At 63.9% G+C, this 22,522-nt stretch carries 19 protein-coding genes and 2 pseudogenes; 15 read left to right on the top strand and 6 right to left on the bottom strand.

Annotated elements, in window-relative coordinates:
• Positions 1-82 precede the first annotated feature (82 nt).
• The 4 genes and pseudogenes from ACVWYI_RS28205 to ACVWYI_RS28190 all read left to right on the top strand — a co-directional run.
• On the top strand, positions 83-2,362 hold the full coding sequence (locus ACVWYI_RS28205) for a DUF1522 domain-containing protein (RefSeq protein ID WP_247351985.1): 2,280 nt from the start codon (positions 83-85) through the stop codon (positions 2,360-2,362).
• A gap of 215 nt (positions 2,363-2,577) precedes the next feature.
• Positions 2,578-4,869, top strand: coding sequence for a DUF1522 domain-containing protein (locus ACVWYI_RS28200; protein WP_456663729.1), 2,292 nt, complete (start codon positions 2,578-2,580; stop codon positions 4,867-4,869).
• Between the two features lie 287 nt (positions 4,870-5,156).
• On the top strand, positions 5,157-5,525 hold the full coding sequence (flaF, locus tag ACVWYI_RS28195; protein WP_247351981.1) for a flagellar biosynthesis regulator FlaF: 369 nt from the start codon (positions 5,157-5,159) through the stop codon (positions 5,523-5,525).
• Positions 5,522-5,665: pseudogene (locus ACVWYI_RS28190) on the top strand (hypothetical protein); the annotation flags it as partial. The gene flaF and the pseudogene ACVWYI_RS28190, both read left to right, overlap by 4 nt.
• 3 nt (positions 5,666-5,668) lie before the next feature.
• On the opposite strand, the gene ACVWYI_RS28185 reads toward ACVWYI_RS28190, so the two are convergent.
• From ACVWYI_RS28185 to ACVWYI_RS28170, 4 genes are all read right to left on the bottom strand, one after another.
• Positions 5,669-6,028 (bottom strand): hypothetical protein, encoded by a 360-nt coding sequence (locus ACVWYI_RS28185; protein WP_247351977.1) that lies wholly within the window; start codon positions 6,026-6,028, stop codon positions 5,669-5,671.
• Positions 6,029-6,187: 159 nt separating this feature from the next.
• Positions 6,188-6,685, bottom strand: coding sequence for a hypothetical protein (locus ACVWYI_RS28180; RefSeq protein WP_456649289.1), 498 nt, complete (start codon positions 6,683-6,685; stop codon positions 6,188-6,190).
• Between the two features lie 11 nt (positions 6,686-6,696).
• Positions 6,697-7,062, bottom strand: coding sequence for a flagellar assembly peptidoglycan hydrolase FlgJ (gene flgJ, locus ACVWYI_RS28175; RefSeq protein WP_247351973.1), 366 nt, complete (start codon positions 7,060-7,062; stop codon positions 6,697-6,699).
• Positions 7,062-8,186: a flagellar basal body P-ring protein FlgI gene (locus ACVWYI_RS28170; protein WP_247351972.1), complete on the bottom strand. Its 1,125-nt coding sequence runs from the start codon at positions 8,184-8,186 to the stop codon at positions 7,062-7,064. The genes flgJ and ACVWYI_RS28170 overlap by 1 nt, the downstream gene beginning before the upstream one ends.
• A gap of 270 nt (positions 8,187-8,456) precedes the next feature.
• Here ACVWYI_RS28170 and ACVWYI_RS28165 point away from each other — a divergent pair, with 270 nt between their 5' ends.
• Entirely contained in the window at positions 8,457-8,870 is a 414-nt protein-coding gene (locus tag ACVWYI_RS28165) for a flagellar assembly protein FliX (protein ID WP_247351970.1), read from the top strand.
• 4 nt (positions 8,871-8,874) lie between these two features.
• Here ACVWYI_RS28165 and ACVWYI_RS28160 read toward each other — a convergent pair whose 3' ends face one another.
• Entirely contained in the window at positions 8,875-9,243 is a 369-nt protein-coding gene (locus tag ACVWYI_RS28160; RefSeq protein ID WP_456649815.1) for a winged helix-turn-helix transcriptional regulator, read from the bottom strand.
• A 149-nt stretch (positions 9,244-9,392) separates the two neighbouring features.
• Between ACVWYI_RS28160 and ACVWYI_RS28155 the strand changes: the two genes are divergently transcribed.
• Both ACVWYI_RS28155 and dksA read left to right on the top strand, forming a co-directional pair.
• On the top strand, positions 9,393-10,004 hold the full coding sequence (locus ACVWYI_RS28155; RefSeq protein ID WP_456663728.1) for an NAD(P)-dependent oxidoreductase: 612 nt from the start codon (positions 9,393-9,395) through the stop codon (positions 10,002-10,004).
• Between the two features lie 217 nt (positions 10,005-10,221).
• Positions 10,222-10,587 (top strand): RNA polymerase-binding protein DksA, encoded by a 366-nt coding sequence (gene dksA / locus ACVWYI_RS28150; protein ID WP_008554760.1) that lies wholly within the window; start codon positions 10,222-10,224, stop codon positions 10,585-10,587.
• 249 nt (positions 10,588-10,836) lie between these two features.
• On the opposite strand, the gene ACVWYI_RS28145 is transcribed toward dksA, so the two are convergent.
• Positions 10,837-12,783 carry a hypothetical protein gene (locus ACVWYI_RS28145; RefSeq protein ID WP_354052753.1) on the bottom strand — a complete coding sequence of 649 codons (1,947 nt, stop codon included), beginning with the start codon at positions 12,781-12,783 and terminating at the stop codon, positions 10,837-10,839.
• 1,104 nt (positions 12,784-13,887) lie between these two features.
• On the opposite strand from ACVWYI_RS28145, the gene ACVWYI_RS28140 reads away from it, so the two are divergent.
• The 8 genes and pseudogenes from ACVWYI_RS28140 to ACVWYI_RS28105 all read left to right on the top strand — a co-directional run bounded on the left by ACVWYI_RS28140 (position 13,888) and on the right by ACVWYI_RS28105 (position 22,460).
• Positions 13,888-15,966 carry an AAA family ATPase gene (locus tag ACVWYI_RS28140; RefSeq protein WP_354052755.1) on the top strand — a complete coding sequence of 693 codons (2,079 nt, stop codon included), beginning with the start codon at positions 13,888-13,890 and terminating at the stop codon, positions 15,964-15,966.
• On the top strand, positions 15,963-16,202 hold the full coding sequence (locus ACVWYI_RS28135) for a hypothetical protein (RefSeq protein WP_456663727.1): 240 nt from the start codon (positions 15,963-15,965) through the stop codon (positions 16,200-16,202). The genes ACVWYI_RS28140 and ACVWYI_RS28135 overlap by 4 nt, the downstream gene beginning before the upstream one ends.
• A 7-nt stretch (positions 16,203-16,209) precedes the next feature.
• Positions 16,210-16,380: pseudogene (locus ACVWYI_RS28130) on the top strand (hypothetical protein); the annotation flags it as partial.
• Positions 16,381-16,486: 106 nt separating this feature from the next.
• Positions 16,487-16,726, top strand: coding sequence for a hypothetical protein (locus ACVWYI_RS28125; protein ID WP_456664640.1), 240 nt, complete (start codon positions 16,487-16,489; stop codon positions 16,724-16,726).
• Positions 16,723-18,462: a hypothetical protein gene (locus tag ACVWYI_RS28120; RefSeq protein WP_456664639.1), complete on the top strand. Its 1,740-nt coding sequence runs from the start codon at positions 16,723-16,725 to the stop codon at positions 18,460-18,462. The genes ACVWYI_RS28125 and ACVWYI_RS28120 overlap by 4 nt, the downstream gene beginning before the upstream one ends.
• Before the next feature lie 245 nt (positions 18,463-18,707).
• Positions 18,708-19,079, top strand: coding sequence for a hypothetical protein (locus tag ACVWYI_RS28115; protein ID WP_354052759.1), 372 nt, complete (start codon positions 18,708-18,710; stop codon positions 19,077-19,079).
• A gap of 6 nt (positions 19,080-19,085) precedes the next feature.
• Complete coding sequence (locus ACVWYI_RS28110) at positions 19,086-20,156, top strand: ATP-binding protein (RefSeq protein WP_456663726.1); 1,071 nt, start codon at positions 19,086-19,088, stop codon at positions 20,154-20,156.
• A 3-nt stretch (positions 20,157-20,159) separates the two neighbouring features.
• Entirely contained in the window at positions 20,160-22,460 is a 2,301-nt protein-coding gene (locus tag ACVWYI_RS28105) for a hypothetical protein (protein ID WP_354052762.1), read from the top strand.
• Positions 22,461-22,522: the final 62 nt, after the last annotated feature.

The following is a 22,522-nucleotide window of genomic DNA, read 5'->3' as shown; positions in this document are numbered from 1 at the left end:
TTAGCCATGTCGCGGCACGCTGTCCCCGTCACTCGATCCGAAGCGATCGAACGAAGACGCGTAAACCAGAAGGGTAAGTGTTATGTCCGGTATTGTTCTCTCTGCGTCGGTTCGTCAGAACCTGCTGTCTCTCCAGTCCACCGCCGACCTCCTCGCCACCACACAGAACCGTCTGTCGACCGGCAAGAGCGTCAATTCGGCCCTGGACAATCCCACCAACTTCTTCACAGCCCAGTCGCTCGACAACCGCGCCAGCGACATCAACAATCTGCTCGACGGCATCGCCAACGGCGTGCAGGTGCTGCAGGCCGCCAACACCGGCCTGACCTCGCTGCAGAAGCTGATCGACTCTGCGAAGTCGATCGCCAACCAGGCGCTGCAGACCACTGTCGGCTACTCCACCAAGTCCAACGTCTCCACCTCGATCGCGGGTGCGACGGCGGCCGACCTGCGCGGCACTACGTCCTTCGCCAGCGCGACTGCAAGCAGCAACGTGCTCTATAACGGCACGGCCGGCGGCACCACGGCGGCAAGCGGCACCACGACGCTCGGCGCCACCATCGGCTCCTTTGCAAGCACTGGCGCAACGGCCGGCGACGGCACCACGGCCCTGACCGGCACCATCACCCTGATCGCCACCTCGGGCACGACCGCAACCGGTCTGGTCGGCAACGCCCAGCCCGCCGACGGCGACACACTGACCGTGAACGGCAAGACCATCACCTTCCGCTCGGGTTCTGCTCCGGCCTCGACTGCGGTTACGTCCGGTTCGGGCGTCAGCGGCAATCTCGTCACCGACGGCAGCGGCAACACCACCGTCTATCTAGGCACCGCCGGCACGCCGGCTGCAAACGTCAACGATCTCTTGACCGCGATCGATCTCGCCAGCGGCGTGAAGACGGTTTCGATCACTGCGGGTGCCGCGACGATCGCCACCAGCGTCGGCCAGACCGCCTCGAGCGCTGCTGGCGGCGCCGTCACGCTGAAGAGCTCGACGGGTGCGGATCTGAGCGTCACCGGCAAGGCCGACCTGCTCAAGGCTCTCGCCCTGACGACGTCTTCCGGTGCAGGCAATGCAAGCGTGTCCGTCAACCGGACCACGAGCGCGGGCTCGCTGGGTGCGACCCTTACGGATGGTTCGTCGCTGAACGTCGATGGTCACACCATCACCTTCAAGAACGCGCCGACCCCGGGTACGACCGGTGCTCCGAGCGTTCCGAGCGGGTATGGTGCGAACGGCGCGATCGTCACCGACGGTAACGGCAACTCGACCGTCTATCTGCAGTCCGGCACGGTTGCCGACGTGCTGAAGGCGATCGACCTTGCCACCGGCGTGCAGACCGCGACGATCAACGCCAGCGGCGTTGCTGCGCTTACGACCGCGACCGGCCAATCGAACTCGACGATCAATACGTCCGGTCAGCTCAAGCTCTCGACCGGCATCAACGCCGATCTGTCGATCACGGGCTCAGGCAATGCGCTGAATGTGTTCGGGCTCGCCGGCAACACCGGCAGCGCGTCGGCGTTCACTGCGGCGCGCACCTCCGGTGTCGGCGGCATTGCCGGCAAGACCTTGACCTTCTCCGCCTTCAACGGCGGCACGGCGGTCAACGTCACCTTCGGCGACGGCACCAACGGCACCGTCAAGACGCTCGATCAGCTCAACACGCAGCTTCTGGCCAACAACCTGGCTGCCACGATCGACGCCAACGGCCGGCTGACCATCACGGCGTCCAACGACTACGCGTCCTCGACGATCGGTTCGACCGTCGCAGGCGGTGGGATCGGCGGCACGCTCACTTCGGCGCTGACATTCTCGACGGCTTCCAGCCCCGTCCAGGATGCCGTCGCGCAGACGGCCCGTGCGAATCTGGTGTCTCAGTACAACAACATCCTGAACCAGATCGACACGACCTCGCAGGACTCCTCGTTCAACGGCGTCAACCTGCTGAACGGCGACCAGCTCAAGCTGGTGTTCGACGAGACCGGCAAGTCGAGCCTCAACATCACCGGCGTGACCTACAACTCCAAGGGTCTCGGCCTTGCGGCGCTGACCGTCGGTGTCGACTTCATCGACAACGCCGCGTCCAACCGCGTGCTGACCAATTTGAACGCCGCGTCGAGCACGCTGCGCTCGGAAGCCTCAGCGCTCGGTTCGAACCTCTCGGTGGTGCAGGTGCGTCAGGACTTCAACAAGAACCTGATCAACGTGCTGCAGACCGGCTCGTCCAACCTGACCCTGGCCGACACCAACGTCGAAGCGGCCAACAGCCAGGCGCTCTCGACCCGCCAGTCGATCGCGGTCTCCGCGCTGTCGCTGGCCAACACCTCGCAGCAGAGCGTGCTTCAGTTGCTCCGCTAAGCGGCTGAAACTACTAAATAAATCGAGCGACGGGGCCAGTTGCCCCGCCGCTCTTTTTTGCGTCCGGAGGCGGGCAGGGGCGTTCACCCGCTATTAACCCTATCCCTTAAACCGGCGTTAACCATACTTTAAAGGACACCCTCTAAGACTGGACAAAAGCCCGCTTTCCAGACCGCGCGGCCGATTCGTACCCGGTTCAAGAGGAAGACTCGCCAATGTCCAACATCGTTCTCTCGGCGTCCGTTCGCCAGAACCTGTTGTCGCTGCAGTCGACGGCCGACTTGCTGGCCACGACGCAGGAGCGGCTGTCGACCGGTAAGAAGGTCAACACGGCGCTCGACAATCCCACCAACTTCTTCACAGCGCAGGGGTTGGACAACCGGGCGAGCGACATCAGCAACCTGCTGGATGGCATCAACAACGGTGTGCAGGTGCTCCAGGCGGCCAATACCGGCATCACATCGCTGCAGAAGCTGATCGACAGCGCCAAGTCGATCGCCAACCAGGCGCTCCAGACCACGGTCGGCTATTCCACCAAGTCGAACGTCTCCACCACGATTCCCGGTGCGACGCCCGCCGACCTGCGCGGCACGACCTCCTATGCAAGCGCGACCGCCAACAGCAACGTGCTCTATACCGGCGCACCCGGTGGCGTGACCCCGGTCACGGGGACCGCCGCACTTGGCGCCTCGCTGGGCTCGACCGCCGGCGCCTTTACCGGAACAGCAGCGCTCGCCGCCGACGGCACCACCGCACTGTCCGGTACCGCCACGTTGCTCGGCACCACGGCATCCGCCACCTTCAGCACGGCGCCCGCTGACGGCGACACCATCACGGTCAACGGCAAGAGCATCACTTTCCGCACCGGCGTCGCTCCGAACACGCAGCCGACCGGCTGGGGCCTCAACCCCAGCGGACACATCGCCACCGACGGCAACGGCAATTCGATCGTCTATGAGGGAACGGCGGCTGCACCGGGGGCGACAGTCAACGACGTCCTCAGCGCGATCGACCTCGCCAGTGGCGTCAAGACCGCGACCATCAGCGCCGGCGCTGCGACCATCGTTGTCAGCGGCTCGGCCGGTCCGATCGGCACGCTCCAGGTGGCATCGTCCATCTCGGGAGGCGGCGCGGTTACGCTGAAGAGCTCGACCGGCGCCGACGTAAACTTGACCGGAAAGGCCGATTTCCTCAAGGCGCTCGGTCTGACCACAGCGACCGGCGCAGGCAATGCCAACGTGACCGCAAATCGGTCGACGACGGCCGGCTCGCTGGGCAGTCTTGTTCAAGACGGTTCGACCCTGAACATCGACGGCCACACCATCACCTTCAAGAACGCCCAAACGCCCCAGTCGGCGTTGAGCGTCACCTCCGGCGGCGTCAACGGCAACGTCGTCACCGACGGCAACGGCAATTCGACCGTCTACATCCAGAGCGCGACACTCACCGATTTGCTCAACTCGATCGACCTTGCCACCGGCGTCAAGACCGCCAGCATCTTCAACGGCGCGGCGACCCTGTCGACCACCGCGGGCCAGATCCCGTCGTCGGTCAACAGCAGCGGTCAGCTTGCACTCTCGACCGGCATCAACGCCGACCTGTCGATCACCGGCACCGGCAACGCGCTCAACGCGTTCGGTCTCAGCGGCAACACGGGAACGGCAACCGCTTTCGCCGCGGCCCGCAACTCCGGTGTTGGTGGCGTCAGCGGCAAGACGCTGACCTTCACCTCCTTTAACGGCGGCACCCCGGTGAGCGTCACCTTCGGCGACGGCACCAACGGCACCGTCAAGACGCTCGACCAGCTCAATGTGCAGCTTCAGGCCAACCACCTGACGGCGACGATCGACGCCAACGGCGTGCTTACGGTCACCACCGTCAACGAGTACGCGTCCTCGACCCTCGGCTCGACTGCCGCGGGCGGCACGGTCGGCGGTACGCTCACCGGCGTGCTGGCCTTCACCACCGCGCAGCCCCCGATTCAGGATCCCGTCGCGCAGACGGCGCGCTCCGGCCTGGTCAGTCAGTTCAACAACATCCTGGCGCAGATCGACACGACCTCGCAGGACTCGTCCTTCAACGGCGTCAACCTGCTCAACGGCGACACGCTGAAGCTGGTCTTCAACGAGAACGGCAGCTCGACGCTCGGCATCAACGGCGTGGTGTTCAACGCGGCCGGCCTCGGTCTCAGCAACCTCGTTCCCGGCACGGACTTCATCGACAACGGTGCCACCAACAAGGTGCTGGCCAGCCTGAATGCGGCCTCGAGCACGCTGCGCTCCGAAGGTTCGTCGCTCGGTTCGAACCTGTCGATCGTTCAGGTGCGTCAGGATTTCTCCAAGAACCTGATCAACGTTCTCCAGACCGGCTCGTCCAACCTGACGCTCGCCGACACCAACGAGGAAGCGGCGAACAGCCAGGCGCTGTCGACCCGCCAGTCGATCGCGGTGTCCGCGCTGTCGCTGGCCAACCAGTCGCAACAGAGCGTGCTGCAGCTGCTCCGCTAATTCGCAGCGCAAGATCGCTACTCAATTTCGCGGCGGGGCCAAGGCTCCGCCGTTCATTTTACGCAGATCGCTAAGACAGGATTAGCTGAGATTGATGCGCATCGTGCGAGGCTTGTTTACAGCGTGCACGTGCACATCTAGCTTCGTGATGAAGGACTTCGGGACCCGTAATACTCCGGAGTGCTTCCAAGCACACATGTAAGCAAATCTTAAGCGGTGCTGCCTAGGGTTGGGAAAGAAATCCTTAAGCGCGTTCAACGGGCTAGGTAACCTCCAAGGTGTGATTGATGTCGAATTCCGCTGCCTCGGCCTACGCGCGTGTTGCAACGACCACAGCATCCCCTCGCGACGTCGAGGCGCAGACCCTGCTCAAGGCTGCCAACAAGCTTCAGGATGCGATCAACAACGCCGAGCCGTTCAGCGAGCAGACCACGCAAGCCCTGATGTTCAATCGCAAGCTCTGGACGATTTTCCTGAGCGAGGCCATGCGCGAGAACAATCCGCAGCCGCTCGACGTCCGGCAGAAGATCGCCAACATCAGCGTGTTCGTGCTGAGCCAGACCGCCGCGCTGCAGATGAGCCCGCAGTTCGATCACTTCCGTCCGCTGATCGAGATCAACCGCAATATCGCCGCCGGTCTGTCCGGCCGTCCGTGATCAAGGACGGCTCGTTCCGCTTCGGCAACACCAAATTCACGCTGACGGATACCGGCAAGGCGCAGATCAAGAACGTCGTCACCGATCCTGCGACCGGGTCGAGCTATCTCGACACTGCCGTTGCGACGCTCGACGCCTGATCGTCAGGCGCTGAGGTCGGTGCTGGCCGGACGCGAGGGCTCGGATTTCAAATCCTGCGCATGGAAATAGGCCCGCCGGCGAAGCATTGCTTCGTCGGGGAACTGGTTGACCACGGCGTCGGTCCTGTCGTTGACGACCTGGAAGACGAAGGACGCCGCCGCCTGGTCGAACACGACCTGGCGTGAGACGTTTTCGTTGCTCCGCAAATCATTGCGTGCAGGCGCGCTCGCATCGCCAGCGGCCACTGTCTGGCTCACTGGCAGCTCGGTTTGCACGGCTTCGTGTGCCGCCGCGTTCGACGTCGTTACGATCTGCACGGCGGCCGGTATCCCCACCGGCCTGATGCTGAAATCTGTACTCATGGCAGCCTCCTGGTTGCCTCACGTGAGTCAAATCCCAACCCCTCTCAATGCGCAACCATGGAACACCAGGATTGAAGACCCGGTAAGGAAACGTGCCTAACCGCGCGACCACGTTGCCGCGCGGTTTTTCGTAAAATTGTCGCTTGTTCTTGCGCGCGCTCAGAGCGAGCGGCTGACCGCCAGCGGGGTGATGTGGCGCGGGCCCGGAGCGGCGCGCCGCCCCGCGGCCGTGTAGGTGTTCGGCACGTTGCGCTTCTGGATCTCGGCATTGACGCCGCGCACGACGCTTTCCGAGACCGCGTGTGCGGTTGCGAGCACGGTGAGATTGACCTGGAGCATCGCGCGGAATGCATCGTGGTGCCGATGCAGCGTCGAGAGCAGTTCGGGTTCGGATTTCGCGAGCTGGGCCTGGTTGGCCTTCAACTGGCTGACGGCGCCGACATAGTTTCGCGACAGCTCTTGCTTCTTGCTCTCGAGGGTCATCGCCTCGCGGACCTGGCCGGCGCGCACGAGCTCGGTCTCGCGCTCGATCAGTCCGAGCAGGGCGCTCATCGCATCCATCAACTGCCCGGCGACCTTGCGCGCCTCGGCGCTGCCGGGTGCGGTGTTCGGGCGCTGCGCTTGCACCGGCTGACGCGAGGCGTTGAAGTGGTTCATCTCGTTTGACCTTATGCCGTGCGGATGGTTTTCGCCTGCTGCATGATGAGGGTGCGATAGACTTCGGTGGCGACGCCGACGCCGCCGGCATTGGCGAAGTTCTTGGAATATTGCTCGGTCAACATCGAGCGCCACACGCCGGTGCCCGGCGTGTCGCCGAACGGGCCTTCGCCCTTCAGACTCGAGGTCATCTGCGAGAACATGCTGTTGAGGAACATCGCCTCGAAGTCGGTGGCGGTCTTCTGCGCCTTGGCCTGCTGCTTCTGCGGGACCTTCTGCAGGGCCGCGGCGAGGTCGAAATCCGGCCGGCCGTTGCGGCTCTCCACTGAGAAGGCGGAGCTGGCGACGCGTGCGGTGTTGACCATGCCGGTCTGCATCACATCACCTCGATGTCGGCTTCGATCGCACCGGCGGCCTTGATCGCCTGCAGGATGCTGATGAGATCGCGCGGGCCGATGCCGAGGCCGTTGAGGCCGTCGACGAGCTGCTGAAGCGAGACGCCGTCCTTGACGACGGCGAACTTCTTGCCGTCCTCGGTGACGCTGACGCTGCTGCGCGGCGCGACCACGGTCCGTCCCCGCGACAGCGGGTTGGGCTGGCTCACCTGCGGGCTCTCGGAGATCGTGACGGTGAGGTTGCCCTGTGCGACTGCAACGGTGGCGACGCGGACGTCGCGGCCCATCACGATGATGCCGCTGCGTTCGTCGATGATGATCTTGGCGGCGAGATCCGGCTCGACCTGGAGCTGCTCGATCTCGGTGAGAAAGGCGACGACGTTGCCCTTGAACTCCGGTGGGATCGCAAGCTGCACCGTCGACGGGTCGATCGGCTCGGCGGTTTTGACGCCGAGATAGTCGTTGATCGCGGCGGCGATCCGCTTGGCCGTGGTGAAGTCGGCGTTGCGCAGCGCAAGGCGGACGTTGGGCAGGCGATTGAGCGCGAACTCGATCTCGCGCTCGATGATGGCGCCGTTGGCGATGCGTCCGACGGTCGGCACGCCACGCACGATTTTCGCCGCTTCGCCCTCGGCCTGGAAGCCGGAGATCGCGAGCGAGCCCTGTGCGACCGAGTAGACGTTGCCGTCGGCGCCGAGGAGGGGGGTGACGAGCAGGGTGCCGCCCTGGAGATTCTTGGCGTCGCCGAGCGCAGAGACGGTGACGTCCATGCGCGTGCCCTGGGTGGCGAAGGCCGGCAGATTGCCTGTCACCATGACGGCGGCGACGTTGCCGGTGCGGATGGTGGCGCCGCGGATGTTGACGCCCATGCGCTCGAGCATCGCTTGCAGCGACTGCTTGGTGAAGGGGATGTTGTTGAGGGTGTCGCCGGTGCCGTTCAGGCCGACGACGAGGCCGTAGCCGATGAGCTGATTCTGCCGCACGCCTTCGATGTTGGCGAGATCCTTGATGCGCGATGTCGCGCTTGCAGACGTGACCGAGAGCGCCAGCGCTGACAGCGCGGCGCAGGCCACCCCAACAATCCTCACCCAACGAACGCTTGGCATCCTCTGCTCCCCGAGGCTCCTCAAATCGACGGATCCTCACGACACTCCCATGACGAGCTGGTCCGACGCTGTCCTTGCGAGCGCTGTGCCAACTCGGAGCAGCGGGGGTAGGTGGTTGAACAGGTTGAGTAAATCTGTTTCGAGCGGTCTCAGCCGGTGTTGTCCCTGAGGAGCGAAACTGCCGCCTGTCGGCAGATTTTGCCGGGCTGTTTACGGGCCGTTAACCATAAAACGGCGAATGTGGCGCATCGATCACCCGGATTGCTTCCGATGCGCATCTACGGACCGAACGGCACCACGCTTGGAACGCCGGCCAGCCAGGCCAGGCGGACGAGCTCCGGCACCTTCGTGCTGCCCGACACCTCGTCGGCGCAGGAGACGCGGGGCGCTGCCGCACCGAAGGCCGCCGCCAACATCGACGGGCTGCTCGCGCTGCAAGGCATCGAAGAGAACCCCGTCGAGCGTCGCAAGCGCTCGGTCACGCGCGGCAAGACCGCGCTCGACGTGCTCGACGATCTGAAGATGGGGCTCCTCTCCGGCAAACTCGATGCGTCGACCGTGATGCGGCTGCGTGACGCTGCGGCGAACCTGAAATCGTCTTCCGGCGATCCCGGTCTGGACTCGGTGCTGTCCGAGATCGAGCTGCGCGTCGAGGTCGAGCTCGCCAAGGCCGGGCAGGCATAGCGTCTTACGCCGCTTCATCCTTCTGCGCGTCGTAGCGGCGCTGGGCGGCGAGCACGTCTTTCAGATTCTGCTCGGCCCAATCTCGGAGCGGATCGACCGCAGCTGCGAGCGTCACGCCGAGCTGCGTGATCGAGTATTCCACGGTCACCGGCACGGTTGCGATGGCGTGACGCTTGATTAATCCGTCGCGCTCGAGCGACTTGAGAACCTGGCTCAGCATCTTCTGCGAAATGCCTTCAATCGTGCGGCGCAACTGATTGAAGCGCATCGGCTCCTCGCGCAGCAGTAGCAGGATCAGCACCGCCCATTTGTCGCCGACGCGGTCGAGGATCTGTCGCGTGGGGCAGTTCGCTGCATAGACGTCCGGCTTCATCGTCGGGTCCTCACGATCCATTCCGCTCATTTGCCGGCCGCCGCCGGTTACTCCTGCGTAAGCAGGTAAGCACAAAGTGCTCTCTTAACACCAGCATTCTTTATGATATCTAGTTACTGATAGTTACCAACGAAGCAAAGGAGCCTTTCATGAAAATCGCAGTTGCCGGCGCCTCGGGCCGGGCCGGGTCGGAGATCACCAAGGAACTGTCCCGCCGCGGCCACGCGGTCACGGCCATCGCCCGCAACCCCGAGAAGATCGCAGTCCTGCCGAACGTCACGCCCACCAAGGGGGACGTCCTCGACCGGTCCGGTCTTGCCAAGCTGTGGGTTGGGCACGACGTCGCCGTGAGTTCCGTGCACTTTCTGGCCAGCGACGCGCTCAAGCTGATCGGCGCGGCAAAGGATTCCAAGGTCGGTCGTTACCTCGTGGTCGGCGGGGCCGGCAGCCTTGAGGTCGCTCCTGGCGTCAAACTGGTTACAACTCCCGGTTTTCCGGTTCAGTACAAGGCTGAGGCGGAGGCGGGTTCGGCCTTTCTCGACCTGCTGCGGCAGGAAAAGGAGCTGAACTGGACCTTCATCTCGCCGTCGGCCCTGTTCGTCGAGGGGGAGCGCACCGGCAAGTTCCGGCTTGGGACCGATCAGCTTCTCGCAGATGCGAACGGGAAGAGCTGGATCACCTTCGCGGACTACGCCATCGCGCTCGCCGACGAGATCGAGCGGCCGGCCCATGTGAAGCAGCGTTTCACGGTCGGCTACTAGGCCTTCGGCCGCCCCCCGGGGCCCTCCAGGATAAACCTTCCTGTGCAAGGGCTTGGGAGCGCCAATCGGGCGATCAGGGAAACATTGTCTGTCACATGAGGCCGCTATATAACGCCCCGCTCAGCGGACTCCGTTCCGTTTGCGAGTCGTTGCTTAGACAGATAGGCCGCCCTTGGAAAAGTTGAAAAACTACCGACCGACCGAAAAAGAGCCTTTCATGAACGACAGGCAGAAGGAGTACTTCCGTTTGAAGCTCCTCGCCTGGAAGGATGAGATCCTCAAAGAGTCCAAGCTCACCCTGCAAGCCCTGCAGGAGGAGAACGTGAACCACCCCGATCTCGCCGATCGGGCATCGTCCGAAACCGACCGCGCCATCGAACTCCGTGCCCGCGACCGCCAGCGCAAGTTGATCGCCAAGATCGATGCCGCGCTCCAGCGTATCGAGGACAACACCTACGGCTATTGCGAGGACACGGGGGAGCCGATCTCGTTGAAGCGGCTCGAGGCCCGGCCGATCGCGACGCTCTCGGTGGAAGCGCAGGAGCGCCACGAGAAACGCGAGAAGGTCTATCGCGACGAATAGAGCCTGAGCCGCAGAGATGCGGCTCTTTGTTTTTGGATATGCCGCCACCGAAAGAACGAGTCGGTCGCGCAATAAGAACGAGTCGGTTGGTGCCAAGGCATCTCTTCAACCGACAGTCGGCGCGCGGCTAGAAAAACGTTCTCGATCGCGCTCGGTTCTGCGCGTGCGGAAGAACGTTTTTCTAAAAATGAATTGAGCGGCGCCAGCAGGGTCTGTTGAAGGGGGCAACGACTGCAGGACGTTGATCCTTCAGTACCAGTTGCCTTGGAGTTCGACCCCTCTCAGTTCATTGAGCAGCGGGACCAAACCTTCGGTCGGCACCCGTCCATCTGTCAGGTGGTCCAATAGCTCTTGGACTTGAAGAACACGCGGCATTCCCGCTTCATCGTACAGCGGCTCGTCGATCAGCCACGCGAATTCGACGAATGGCGACACGACTCTCCATTCGATCGACTTAGCCCAGGACACGTCGAAATTTGTGCCCTTTGGCTCCTTCGCGACCCGGTCTGCAAGCGACCGCGCTTGGTCGACCTTCTCCAGGATGAACTTCTTTCTCTTGTCGAAGACGCTCGGCTTTCCCACTTCGAAGTCGAGAGGTAGCTCGTAAGAGAAGCACTCGATTAAGATAAGCCGGTCGTTCAGCCGGACGGCGGCGTCGACTTCGCGTGGACTGCCGCTTGACCACTTGAGGTCGCCTTCGAGGCAGAGATCAAGTCCTCGAGCCCGGATCGCGCTGCGCACAGAGTTCTCAAAGCTTTCGCCGCCGCCGGCGGCCTTGCGCAGACCCACGAAGATCGTATGCAGGGCAGGTAGGATCGCCGCCAGATCGATCATTACCTTGCCCATCGATGGAAGAAGGATTGGGCGCTTGCCGCCACTCCAGAGACCAATGTTCTTCTGAGCTTCTTCGCTCAAGGATATGAACTCGACGGCTTTGCGCACCTCTTCGACAGTAAAAACCTTTTCGTGCCCGAGTTGCTCTGCGAACCAAACCGCTTCACTCGCGAATTCGTCGAGGTCGAAGCTGACCATCGTGTAGCCGCGGAACATCAGGTTCGTGAAGTTGTTCATCGTCCGGTCGCGGCGCTGCGCCCACGTCGAATTATGCATCGTGATGCCGAGGTAGGTGCCAAAGAACGCGGCAGCCCACACCGCGAACAGTACCGCGTCAAAATCGATTCCGTACTTCAGCCTGAACGGTTCGCCCATAAATGCGTTTTCCTTTCGGAACTGCGCCAAGGAGAACGTGCCGATCTCGAAGCTGGTGGCGCCGTACCCGCGCCCGATGCGACCCGCGACGCTGTTCCAGGCGGGATACTCTTCCGTCTTCGGGTTCGGCTTCAACTGGGCGAACTTGATCGTGTCGCCACCTTCGGCTTCAGTCTCGCCGGCATTTTCTTCGTCGAGCCAGGTGCCAAGCCGCGTATGAAAGCCAAAGGTTTCAGCGTTCCTCGCGTCGTGAAGCTCGAACGTGAGAGGGTTGACGACGCTATCCTTGTAGCGGTGCGACCCTAGCGCAAGGTCCCACTTGATCATCGATCCCTTGCCGATGCATCGCATCGCGGCCGATGCCCGCCAGTATTCGTAGCAAAGCCCCTCGATGGCGAACACGTCTATCAAGTCGGACCGGCGGAAGTCGGTCATCACGATCTGGTCTGTTTCGCGCAAAGCCTGGTAGGCCTTCTTCGCCTTCAATTTTCCTCCATACGCTTCGGCCATGGCTTCATACCAGGCGCCGTCGAGTAGGGTCTGTAATCGCGTCCGGCGGACAGGACCAAGGTCATCGGTTTTGCTAAGCGCACCGTGCTTCGCGTATGCGAGCTCGGCGATGCTGCGCACCAACATCACGGTGGCATCGTCGTTGTTGAACCCGTGCGCCTCCGCGAGCATGGGGCGCCGACGCCGATGGAGATGAAACCAAAATCCAGGAGAATGAATTCGAACGAGCTTTGCGATCTCCGCTTCAACCTTGTCCAGATACGCGCGGAAGACGAGCCACGCCTGATCGCCTGCGGCTTCGCCCAGCGCGATGAGTTGAGGTGCCAACTCGCGTTGTCGCAGTTCGCGAGGAACGTCGACGAGCCGCCGACGAATTTCCGCGTGATGTTTGAACATCAAATACGGCAACGTCTGCGAGTAGTAAAACTGCGTTACGACAAGCGGATCCTCTCCGCCCGCCTTGGTTTGAATATTCATGCACGCGCTCTCGTCATCCAATCGCGGGATGCGACCTGGGAGTCGGAAATCGTCTCAGGAACAGGAGTTTAAGCCTAGAAATGTAGCATTTTGGGAGAGGTGCGTCGACTCGATATGTTTCGCGTTCGCTCGCCGTCGCGGCAGCTTAGCGCGGCGCCTACTCGAAGGATTGCAGGCGAACCAAGATCCGGCGCCGACGGTCATGGCCAGCTTGCGACGACCTGATCGAGTTGGACCTGATCTCGCAGCGGCTGGGGCCCGGCAGCGTGGTGAGGGCGCGGACATGACGACCGGAACGGCTTGGGAATCCATCCTTAGCAATCCTTCTCCGTCGAACGGCGCCCAAGGATCGGATCTGGCACGCCCGAGAGAGCCCGCTCACGCCGATGTGAGAATCCTCGATTCCGGTTGTGGCGCCGCCGGCGACTCGGAATGCGCGAGAAAGGATTCGGAATCTGCGGGAGCGGAGCGGAATCCGCACGGAGCGATTCCTTTGCGCACACTCGACGAACTCAAGTGCCGCGGCCTCGTCCCGAGATTCGGATCCGGCTTCGCGAAGCCGTTCGGCGCCGTCGATGCGAAAGGATTCGATTTTAGGAGAGCATCGGTCGAGGAAAACGCCGACATGGCTGACGGGTCGGATCGCCTCAACTTACGATCGTCACTCCGGAACCAGGCGGGCCTTTTCGCGAGACTTAGCTCGGTTCATGTTTACCCGCCACCGGCTGAGGCGGTTCTGAGGAAAAAAGGAATGTAGAAAAAGAGAGCCTACCCGCGAAACGCGGAAAGTCTTCCGAAGGGGCGGCAGCTCGTAACAGCCCCGGGGGATACCCGCATCGGCGGTGAACAGTGAGAGCGAGAGAGCGCCCGTTAGGAGCGAGCACTCTCTCTGGTAGGCGCGCACCGCAAAGTGCGACTCTGAGCAGACCACCTCTGCTCCGGGAACGCAAGCGCGCGCCCACCTCCCGCTCCTCACAATCCATCGATCGATACCCCCGCCGGCGAGCCCTGCTTTCCGGCGGCCGGCGGAGCCTTGCCGATGGCCGGGCAGCTCCGTCTCCAGCCACCGCGGGCCGCCGAACTTCGGTTGGGAGAGATGAGAACATGAGCAAAAAGCCGACGACCTCCGCGACGAAAGTCGATCCTTTGGTCCGCTTGCCCGATCCCCGTGCTGAGTTCCAGCGCGGCATCGCGCGCTTGCGCGCAAAGTACGGCACCCGAGCGATTTCCGAGCCGCCCTCGTTCGAGCTCGTCGAGGATGACGAGGACGAGGAGGATCATCAGACGGATCCGAACAGTCAGAAGCGTCGCGTTTCGGCCGCCACGGCGATCATGGGCGCGGTGCTGGACGCCTCCATCCCGCGAAATCTCCGGCGACAGCTGCGCCATGTCCAGGCGCTCGCGGTGGTCGTGCAGGTGCCCGGCCCGGACTGGATCGAGCCGGTGCAGCGCGAGTTCCGGTCTGCTTTCGGCCCGCGCTGGGTGATGATTGGCCGCAGCACCTCAGGTTGGACGCCCTACAGGCCCGACCTCTCGGCTCAGGCGGCAGATTACCTGAGCGAGGGCCGTTGCGTCGCTACGGTTTGCGTCGACGAGACCGACGCTCCGGAAGCGCTCCGTCTGACCGCTGATATCACCATCGAGATAGCGCCGCCGGATACGGAGGTGTTGCGCCGGGCAATCGACAGGTTCGCCGGCGGGCAGATCAGCCTTCGCGCCGGCGACGGGGAGGGATTGGCCTATCCGGCTCTTATCGCGTGCTTCCGGCCAGGCTCCGGAGCGCAGCGCATCGCCGCCCGCCTGGCCAATGCCTCGCGGCTGCTGAAGGTCCAGCCGGATGAACGGCTGCCTGTTCTGGCCGAGGCCGTCGAATACGGCGCATTGCGGACGTGGAGCGTAGAGCTCGGCGAGGCGATCGAGTCATACCGTCGAAAAGCATGCTCCTGGTCAGACGTGCCTCATGGAATTTGCGTGGCGGGCCCGCCCGGCACGGGGAAGAGCGTCTGGGCCCGTTCCCTGGCCCGCCATTGCAACTGCCCCATTATTTTCTCCAACGTCCCCGCGTGGTTTCTGGCCGGAAAAACCGGGTTCCTCGACGATTGCCTCCGTGCAGTCCGCAACACGTTCGACTCCGCTGCGGCCGCTGCGCGCGCGCACGGCGTCGCGATCCTCATGCTCGACGAGGTCGACGCTATCCCTAGCCGCAACTCGGCCTCCCGCAATTCCGACTTCTGGTCGGCGATTTTGGCGGAGGTGCTCCTGAGGCTGGATAGCGGGAGTTCGTCGAGCCGCACCGGCGTCATCGTGATATCGGCGACCAATCGGCCCGCTGCGCTGGACGACGCATTGCTGCGGCCGGGACGGCTCGAACGCATGGTCACGCTGGGGCCAGCGGATGCTTCCGGCATTCTTTCCATGCTGAAGTTTCAGGTGAACGGCGAGGTCGGCGAGAACGAACTCGTCGAGGTGGCCCAACTGATCGGTCGCTCCACGGCGGCAGAAGTCATGGCGACGGTCCGTGAGGGACGAGCCATCGCGCGCCGGGCCGGGCGGGCGCTTCAGGCCGACGACCTCAAGGTGGCGCTCCTCGGCGACAAGGTAGCCTTGGTCGACGACCGTGTCTTCGCGCATGAGACCGGGCACGTGGTGCTGGCACTGGCGCTTTCCTACGGGCGGGTCCGTCATTGCGCGATCGGGGCGCGCGTCGGACCGTCGAACCGGACATTGATCGAGGTTCCTGAAGGCTGCCTGGCTACCCGCAGCACCCTCGAGGACGGCGTCACCATGACGCTCGGCGGGCGGGCGGCGGAGATGGCGCTTTACGGTGACTACTCCATCGGCGCCGGCGGCGACGAGCAGTCGGACGTCGGGCTCGCTACCAAGGTCATCTCGGCGTTGCGGCTGTCCTACTGCGTCGCGGACGAGATGTTCTTTCACGGTACCCCGCAGGAGGCCGTGGAAGCGGCCCGCTGCGATCCGGATCTGCGCAGGCTAGTGGAAGAAGACCTGCGGCGGCTGCAGAAGCGTGCCGACGCTATCGTCGCCGAGCATCTAGGCACCGTGATCGCCATCGCGCAGGCCCTGAAAAGCGCCCGCTATATGAGCGGTGCCGAGCTCAAGCGGATTTTCGATTCCGCCAGGCCCGCGGGCAAGGCCGGAAAGATCGGGAGGGCGGGCCGATGAGCGATATCAGCCAGCGCGCCGAGATCCTCGCGCCCGCGAAAGCCGTCATCGTGCAAGCGGAAGGATTCAGGCCGATCCGGACTTTTGTCGAGGCCGCGCACTCGAAACCGACCGGCCGCTGGACGTCGAGAAAGAGCCGGCGCGCTTTGCCTTGGGAATCCTATGCCGAGCGACATCTGTTCCGGTGCTGCGAGGTAGACCCGAAAGTCACGCGCTTCACTCGCGCAGCCCCATAGACTCGAGATGATGACGGGCGCGCCGCGGCCGCTCATCTATTTTCCCGACGTCCGGGTCGACTACGCCGACGGCACGACCGAGATCGTGGAGGTGAAGAAGACGGAGGAGGAGCTGGAGGATCCGGACTACCTCGAGAAACTGGCCGGCGCCGAGGCCGTGTACAGGGCGCTCGGCTGGAAATTCCGCGTCGCGATCGCGGAGGACGAGTTCGAGATCGACCCGGTCTTTTCCAAACGCCAAGGCGGTCTGCGCGGACCGGTTCGCGCTGATCGTTCGCCCGGCCGTGCTCGCGATCGAGGAAGCATTCCACGTCGAACGCGAGATCGCGCTCGGGAAGGCCGAGGAGATCGTAGCGGAAGCGGCACGCATTCCGCTCGATCGCGCCACCGCGATCGTGCGTGCCATGATGTGCACCCGTCGGGTCGCCGTCGATCCCCGTCGCCGCATCCGCCACGACAGCCCCGTCGGCAAGCCGGAGGAGGCGGTCGGTTCGCGCAAGCGGTCGTCGGGGGCCCAGCCATGACCACGCTCGATATCAACGTCGGCGACATCTACGAATTCCCGGATGGCCGCCACCGATTCCATGAAGAGTGGGACGACGGAACTTTATGGTTCTGGAAGGAAACGACGAAAAAACGCTTCCCGCTTGCCGAACCCGCGTTGGTCGAAATGCTCGACCTCGGCACCGCGCGGCGTATCGACGTCTTCCGCGGCAAAGACCGCAAACCGCAGTCGTGCAATGACAACGCAGAGTTCGGGCCGGACGAGGAGCATTCGCCCGACGCCGTTCGCGCGCGGACATTCCAGTGGCTTGTCCCCCGCTGGGACAATACGCCGGACGCAAAATTAGGGAAGAAATGGCTCGGCAACTTCATAGTCGACGCCAAACGAACGCAGCCGAGTCATCTCTCCTGGCCCGTAGCGCCGGGGCGCCTCTACGATGCCATCACTCTGTGCGGCGAGCCTGGCAACCGGCCGCTCCGGCTTTTCCGTTCGCGCCGCGGCAAGACACCGCGCAAGCGGTTCGAGCGCTTCGTGGAAGAAGCGATCGGTCAGACGATCGTCTTCTACTGGGATCTGCGGGCCCGCACCTACGACGACGCATACGCTTTTTTCCGCGACAAGATCGCAGCGGAGAACGCCCGCAGAAGGGATGTCGGCGAAGGGGAGATCGAAAAATACCCGCGCCGTTCAGAGACGATCCGCCGGCGCATCAACAAGACGATCAATCGCGACAACTGGGCGCGAAAATACACCGTCCATGCGGCCACTTTGAAATTCAGTGGCATCAAGGACAGCCCGACCGCCGACGCGCCGCTCGAGATCGTCATCATCGACCACACGACCGCTGACGCGTGGACCGTGCTCGACACGGCCACCGGACTGCCGCTGCGCCGGCCGACGCTGACGATCGCAATCGATGCCTGCCCGCGCGTCATTCTCGGCTACGTCGTCACGTATGAGGACCCTTCGATCTACAACGTCATGACGTGCGTGAAACGCGTCGTCCGGTCGAAGAACTACGTACAGCACGTATTTCCGGATATCGACTATGAACCGGACGCGTGGGACGGATGGGGTCTTCCGCAGACGATCCTGGTGGACAGCGGCTGGGAATTCAAGTCTCCCAGCTTCCAGGACGCGCTGCGTGACATCGGCATCGAGCCGGTCTGGTCGCCGGTACACCGCCCGACCTACAAGGCGATCGGGGAGCGCTTCTTCAAGACGCTGAACCAGAAATTATTCCACAAGATTCCCGGTGCCGTGCCGTTCGGGCCGACCGAAGCGCGTCTCGTCGATCATGAGCCGCGCAAAGAGGCGACGATTTCGCTCGGCATGCTCGACGAACTCATCCACGAAACCATCCAGGAGTACCATCTCGATGAGCACTCCTCGCTCGGCGAGTCGCCCGCCTCCGCGTGGAAGCGGAAGTTGAAGACGCGTCGCATCATCTCGGATGTCCATTCCCTCGACGCCCTGCTCGGACGGACAGCTAGAGTCCGTTTCACGCGCAAGGGCGTCACATTCCGTCATCAGACCTTCCTCGACGCGGACGTGGTCAGCCGGATTCTCGGCCCGATGTCCGCGCTCGCCGCCCGGCGGGACCAGTCTCATCGCCGGTCGGCAGCGCGCGCTGTTGGGCGAAGATCCGGTACGATCCTTTCGACGTATCCTGCGTCCGCATCTGGAACGACGCCGTCAAGCCCCCGCGCTGGGAAACGCTGCCCAACCGCGACCGCAAATTCTGCTACGGCGTAAAGATCGACGGAGCCCAGCGCGACGCCCGCCGCGAGCTTCCGATCCCGATCAGCTTCTGGCACGCCGACCAGATCAGGGAATACGCCAAGAAGAACGGCTTCCGATTCAGGACCGACGAGGAGAAGTGGGTCGCACGCAACAAGCTGCGCGCGAAGTGGGAGAAGACGGCGGGGCTGCTGCCCCTGCGGGAAACGAAGGATGCAATTCGGGGCCTTGCGCAGTCCTTGGGGACCTTCGAGCAATTGGTGAAGGTGAAGTCCCCCCCGCTCGCGGTCGAGGCGTCGCAGGTGGTGTTCGCGACCGCGCCCTCGACGCCGGGCGGCATGGCGCGCGCGACCTTGATCCCGCAGCAGGTCGCGGCTTTGGAACGGGAGACCGACGAGTATTTCCAGCCGAAAGGCCGCGGCGCCGGAAAGAAGGCCCAGGCGAAGGCGAAGCGGACCATACGCGAGAAGGCCGAAGCGGCGGCCGAGGAACGCGCCGAAAAGGCCGTCGCGCGCGTCAAGGAGCGCGCCCGCAAGGCGGCCGCGTCCGAGCAGCCATCCCGCAAGAAGGAACCGGCATCCGAGCAGCGGGCCAGCCGGGAAGACATCGACAAGTACCTCGACGAGGAGTGAGCGACCATGAAGCAGGATGACCGCGACAGCTTCGTCAGCCAGGCGCAGCTCAGGGCCAGGCTGAAGAAGATGGTGGTCGAAAACAGCCGGCTCGACACGATCGAACGATACACCCGCGAGCTCGTGGAGGAAACCAGGGCGTTGATGGCCGACGATTGCCTTTCGGACGACGACAACGCCGCGCCCGGACAGACCTTCACCTACACGGAACTGCCGGTCATGCCGATCATCGGACCCTCCGGATCGACCAAGACGACGTCGATGCTGCGCGTCGCCGAGAAGCTGAAGAAGGATTATCCGGGCACGACGCCCGTACTCATTGTCAAGTGCCGGTCGAACACGCGCACGATGAAGAGTTTGCAAGCGCTCGTTCTCGAAGCGTTCGGGGATCCCCAAGCCAAAGAGGTGCTCCAGAAGCAGTTCGCCGACCGCTATGAGCAGGATATCGTGACGCGGGCGATCCGCAAGGTCGCCCGCGAGGCCGGCACCTACGTCGTGGCGCTCGACGAGAGCCACACTCCGCTCGGAAGCGTCAACAAGCGTGAACGGGCCGCGACCATCGCTTCGCACTTCAAGAGCCTCGTCAACGACGGGCTGTTTGCCATCGTACTGATGGGCACTTCGGATGCGGAGTTGTATTTCGAGATGAGCGCCGAGCTCAACAACCGCAAGATCGAAGGGGTATCGCTGGAGCCGGTCGACCTGCGCCGAGCCGACCACTACCATTATTTCTACAAGTTCGTCGGACGCATCGAACGCCAGATGGTGCGCGAGGGGATCATCGAGCAGCCGATCAGGCTCATCGATAACGTGCGCAGCCGCGCCATGGTCTACGACATGTCGCAAGGGATCGCCGGCCTGGTCAGCCGGATCCTGATGGGCGCGCTGCGGATATCCCAGCGCGACAAACGTCGCGTCGTCACCTGGGACGACATCAAGGAGTCGTTCTGGGCTTGGAAACGCGAACAGGTCGACGAGAACGGCGAGCCGATCGAGATCTACGATCCCTGGGTCTCCGAGCCCAGGCCGACCACGCTGGAGACGGTCCGCGTGATGTGGAAGCCGGCCGCGGCGTGAACGATGGCATCCGTCGTCCGCCCCTTCGTCGCCAGAATGCCGGTCCCGCGCATCGACGAAGGCCTGCTCGGCTACATGGACCGCGCGCTGCAGAACACGATGATCCGGAACTCGCGACAGGCCTTGCGGATGGCGGGGCTCGATCCCGATCCGAACGCGCCGCCGAACGCGGCCAAGCTGACGGAGGAGGCGGTCGCCGGACTAGCCGCCCTGTTCAAGCTCGATCCTGAAGAGGTGAGGCGCCGCTGGTACCGGCGCGAACACGGCAGCTCCGCCATGATCGAGTTCTTCGGGACGCCGATCCGGGCCCAGTATTGGGAATCCCGATACCGGCGGCTCTCGCCTCGGGCGCTCGCCGGCGACCCGTACTACCGCGCCCTGTGGGAGATCCGGTGCTTCGGATTCGATCCGGACACCAGAGAACCGCTGGTCGAAGTCTGTCCGGTCTGCGGCCGCCGCTTCGGCTGGACGTCCATGCGCGGTCCGACCAAGTGCGACCACTGCACGGACCGCGACGGCTACCCGTCGACCGACCTGCGGGACCATCCCCAGCCGATCATCGAATTCCGGGATCCGGAAGCGATCGGCTTCGTCGTCGCCCTGCTGCACCCGGACCCGCAGCGCCGGCGCGCAGCCATGGCTCTCGTTCCGCAGGAGCTCGCCGGCGCCACCAACGGGGAATTGTTCGAGGCAGTCATGTGCATGGCCAGCGCACTCCGCCCCGGCGCCAGTACCAAATTGACCGACGCCGGCCGGCCGCTGCGGGCGCCGGACTTCACGGAGCTGTCGGCGGAAATGCTGGAGGCTGCGGGAAGGGCGCTGATCGGGGGCGAAGACGGATTTGCGGCGCTCGCCGCCCGTATGCGTGTTTCCGCCGACGAGAGGACCTCTTCGCACGGACTCTACAAGGAGCTCGGCCCGCTGGCTGCCATGCCGCTCGACCGGCACCTCAGTCCCGTCATTCGACGCTTCGCCAACGATGCCATCGCCCGCGATCTCGCACGCACCCGGGACGATGGGTTCGTCCGCCGCAGCGTCCCGCGCCTGGCCGACGCCCAAGGCGGCGCCTGGTTGACCATGGACGCGCTGTCGGCCGAGCTGGGCCTCCGGAAGCACGCGCTCGGCCGACTGGCGGAAAGCGGAGCCGTCGAAACCCGCCGCGCCGATGCCGAACAATCGCCCGTGCTGATGAAGATCGCCGACGTCGCTCCGCTCGCGGCCGTCTACAAGGATGCCGTGACCGGCAGGATGGTGACGGCGCTGCTGCGGGTGCCTGCTTCGGCGATCGAAGATCTCGCCGATCGCGAGCTGATCCAGCGCGTCCAGGGGCCGGCCGCCGCGATGCTGCCGCGCAAGCGGTACTACCGCGAATCCTCGGCCAAGGCCGTTCTGATCGCCATCCGCGAGCGCGCAGCGCCCGCCGCCGGCGAGGGCCGCGTCAAGCTCATCGCCGCGGTCCGCGAGCTGGGCGGAGTGGCGCCCTGGGCCGCCATCGTCGAAGGCATCGTGACCGGCGCCTTGCAGATCCGAACCGAGGCGCCCTTCGGTCGCGACTGGCGGCACGCGGTCTCCGTCGACCAGTCGGAACTCGAAGCCTTCCTGAAGCAAGCGGCTAGGCCGGCAACGGCGGGTGCCCAGGAAGCATGGCTTACGCGCGACCAGGCCGCCCAGATGCTCGGCACCGACGAGACCGTGGTCTGGGCCATGGGACGGGACGGCATCCTGCCGAAGCGCAAGGGAGAGGTCGCTATGTTCACGCGCGCGGACGTGGAGGCAGGGGCGAAGCGCTGGATATTCGGACAGGAAATGAGCGCGCACCGTATTCGGAAACGGGCGCGAAAGGAACGCCTGGTTGCGATCGATCGGCATCATGCCAGAATTCACGCTCCGCGACGGTTGGGTTTCCGTCTATTCGCGCACGCAGGTCGAAGCGGCCCTCGCAGTGCAGCCGCCCCGGCACGACGAAGTGGAACGTCCGGTCCGCGCCGGCGCGCGCGTTTCTGCGGATTTGAAGCGGCAGGCGGTCGAGGCGGTGCGGAGCGGCCTCGCCGCGTACTACGTCGGCAAGCGCCTCGGCATCGCCCACAAGTCGATCACAAAATGGGCCCAGCATTTCGAGAAGACCGGTCGGATCGAGCCCGCCGGCAAGCCCGATCCCTATGCCGACGTTATCATCGGCATGATCGAGGCAGATACGGGGCGCAGTACGCACGCGCTCTGGAAGGATTTCAACGAGACTCACGGCCTCGATGTGGCGTACACCAGTTTTTCTCACTTCATCGCCGTAATCGGGTTTGCGCGTGATCCTGGCACAGGTCTGTTCCGGCGAATACGACCAGCTTGATTCCAACCGGCATAGTGAACCT

The organism is Bradyrhizobium sp. LB13.1 (genome assembly GCF_054056815.1).
The sequence above is the reverse complement of the archived record's forward strand: the minus strand, read 5'-3'. Positions and strand labels throughout refer to the sequence as shown.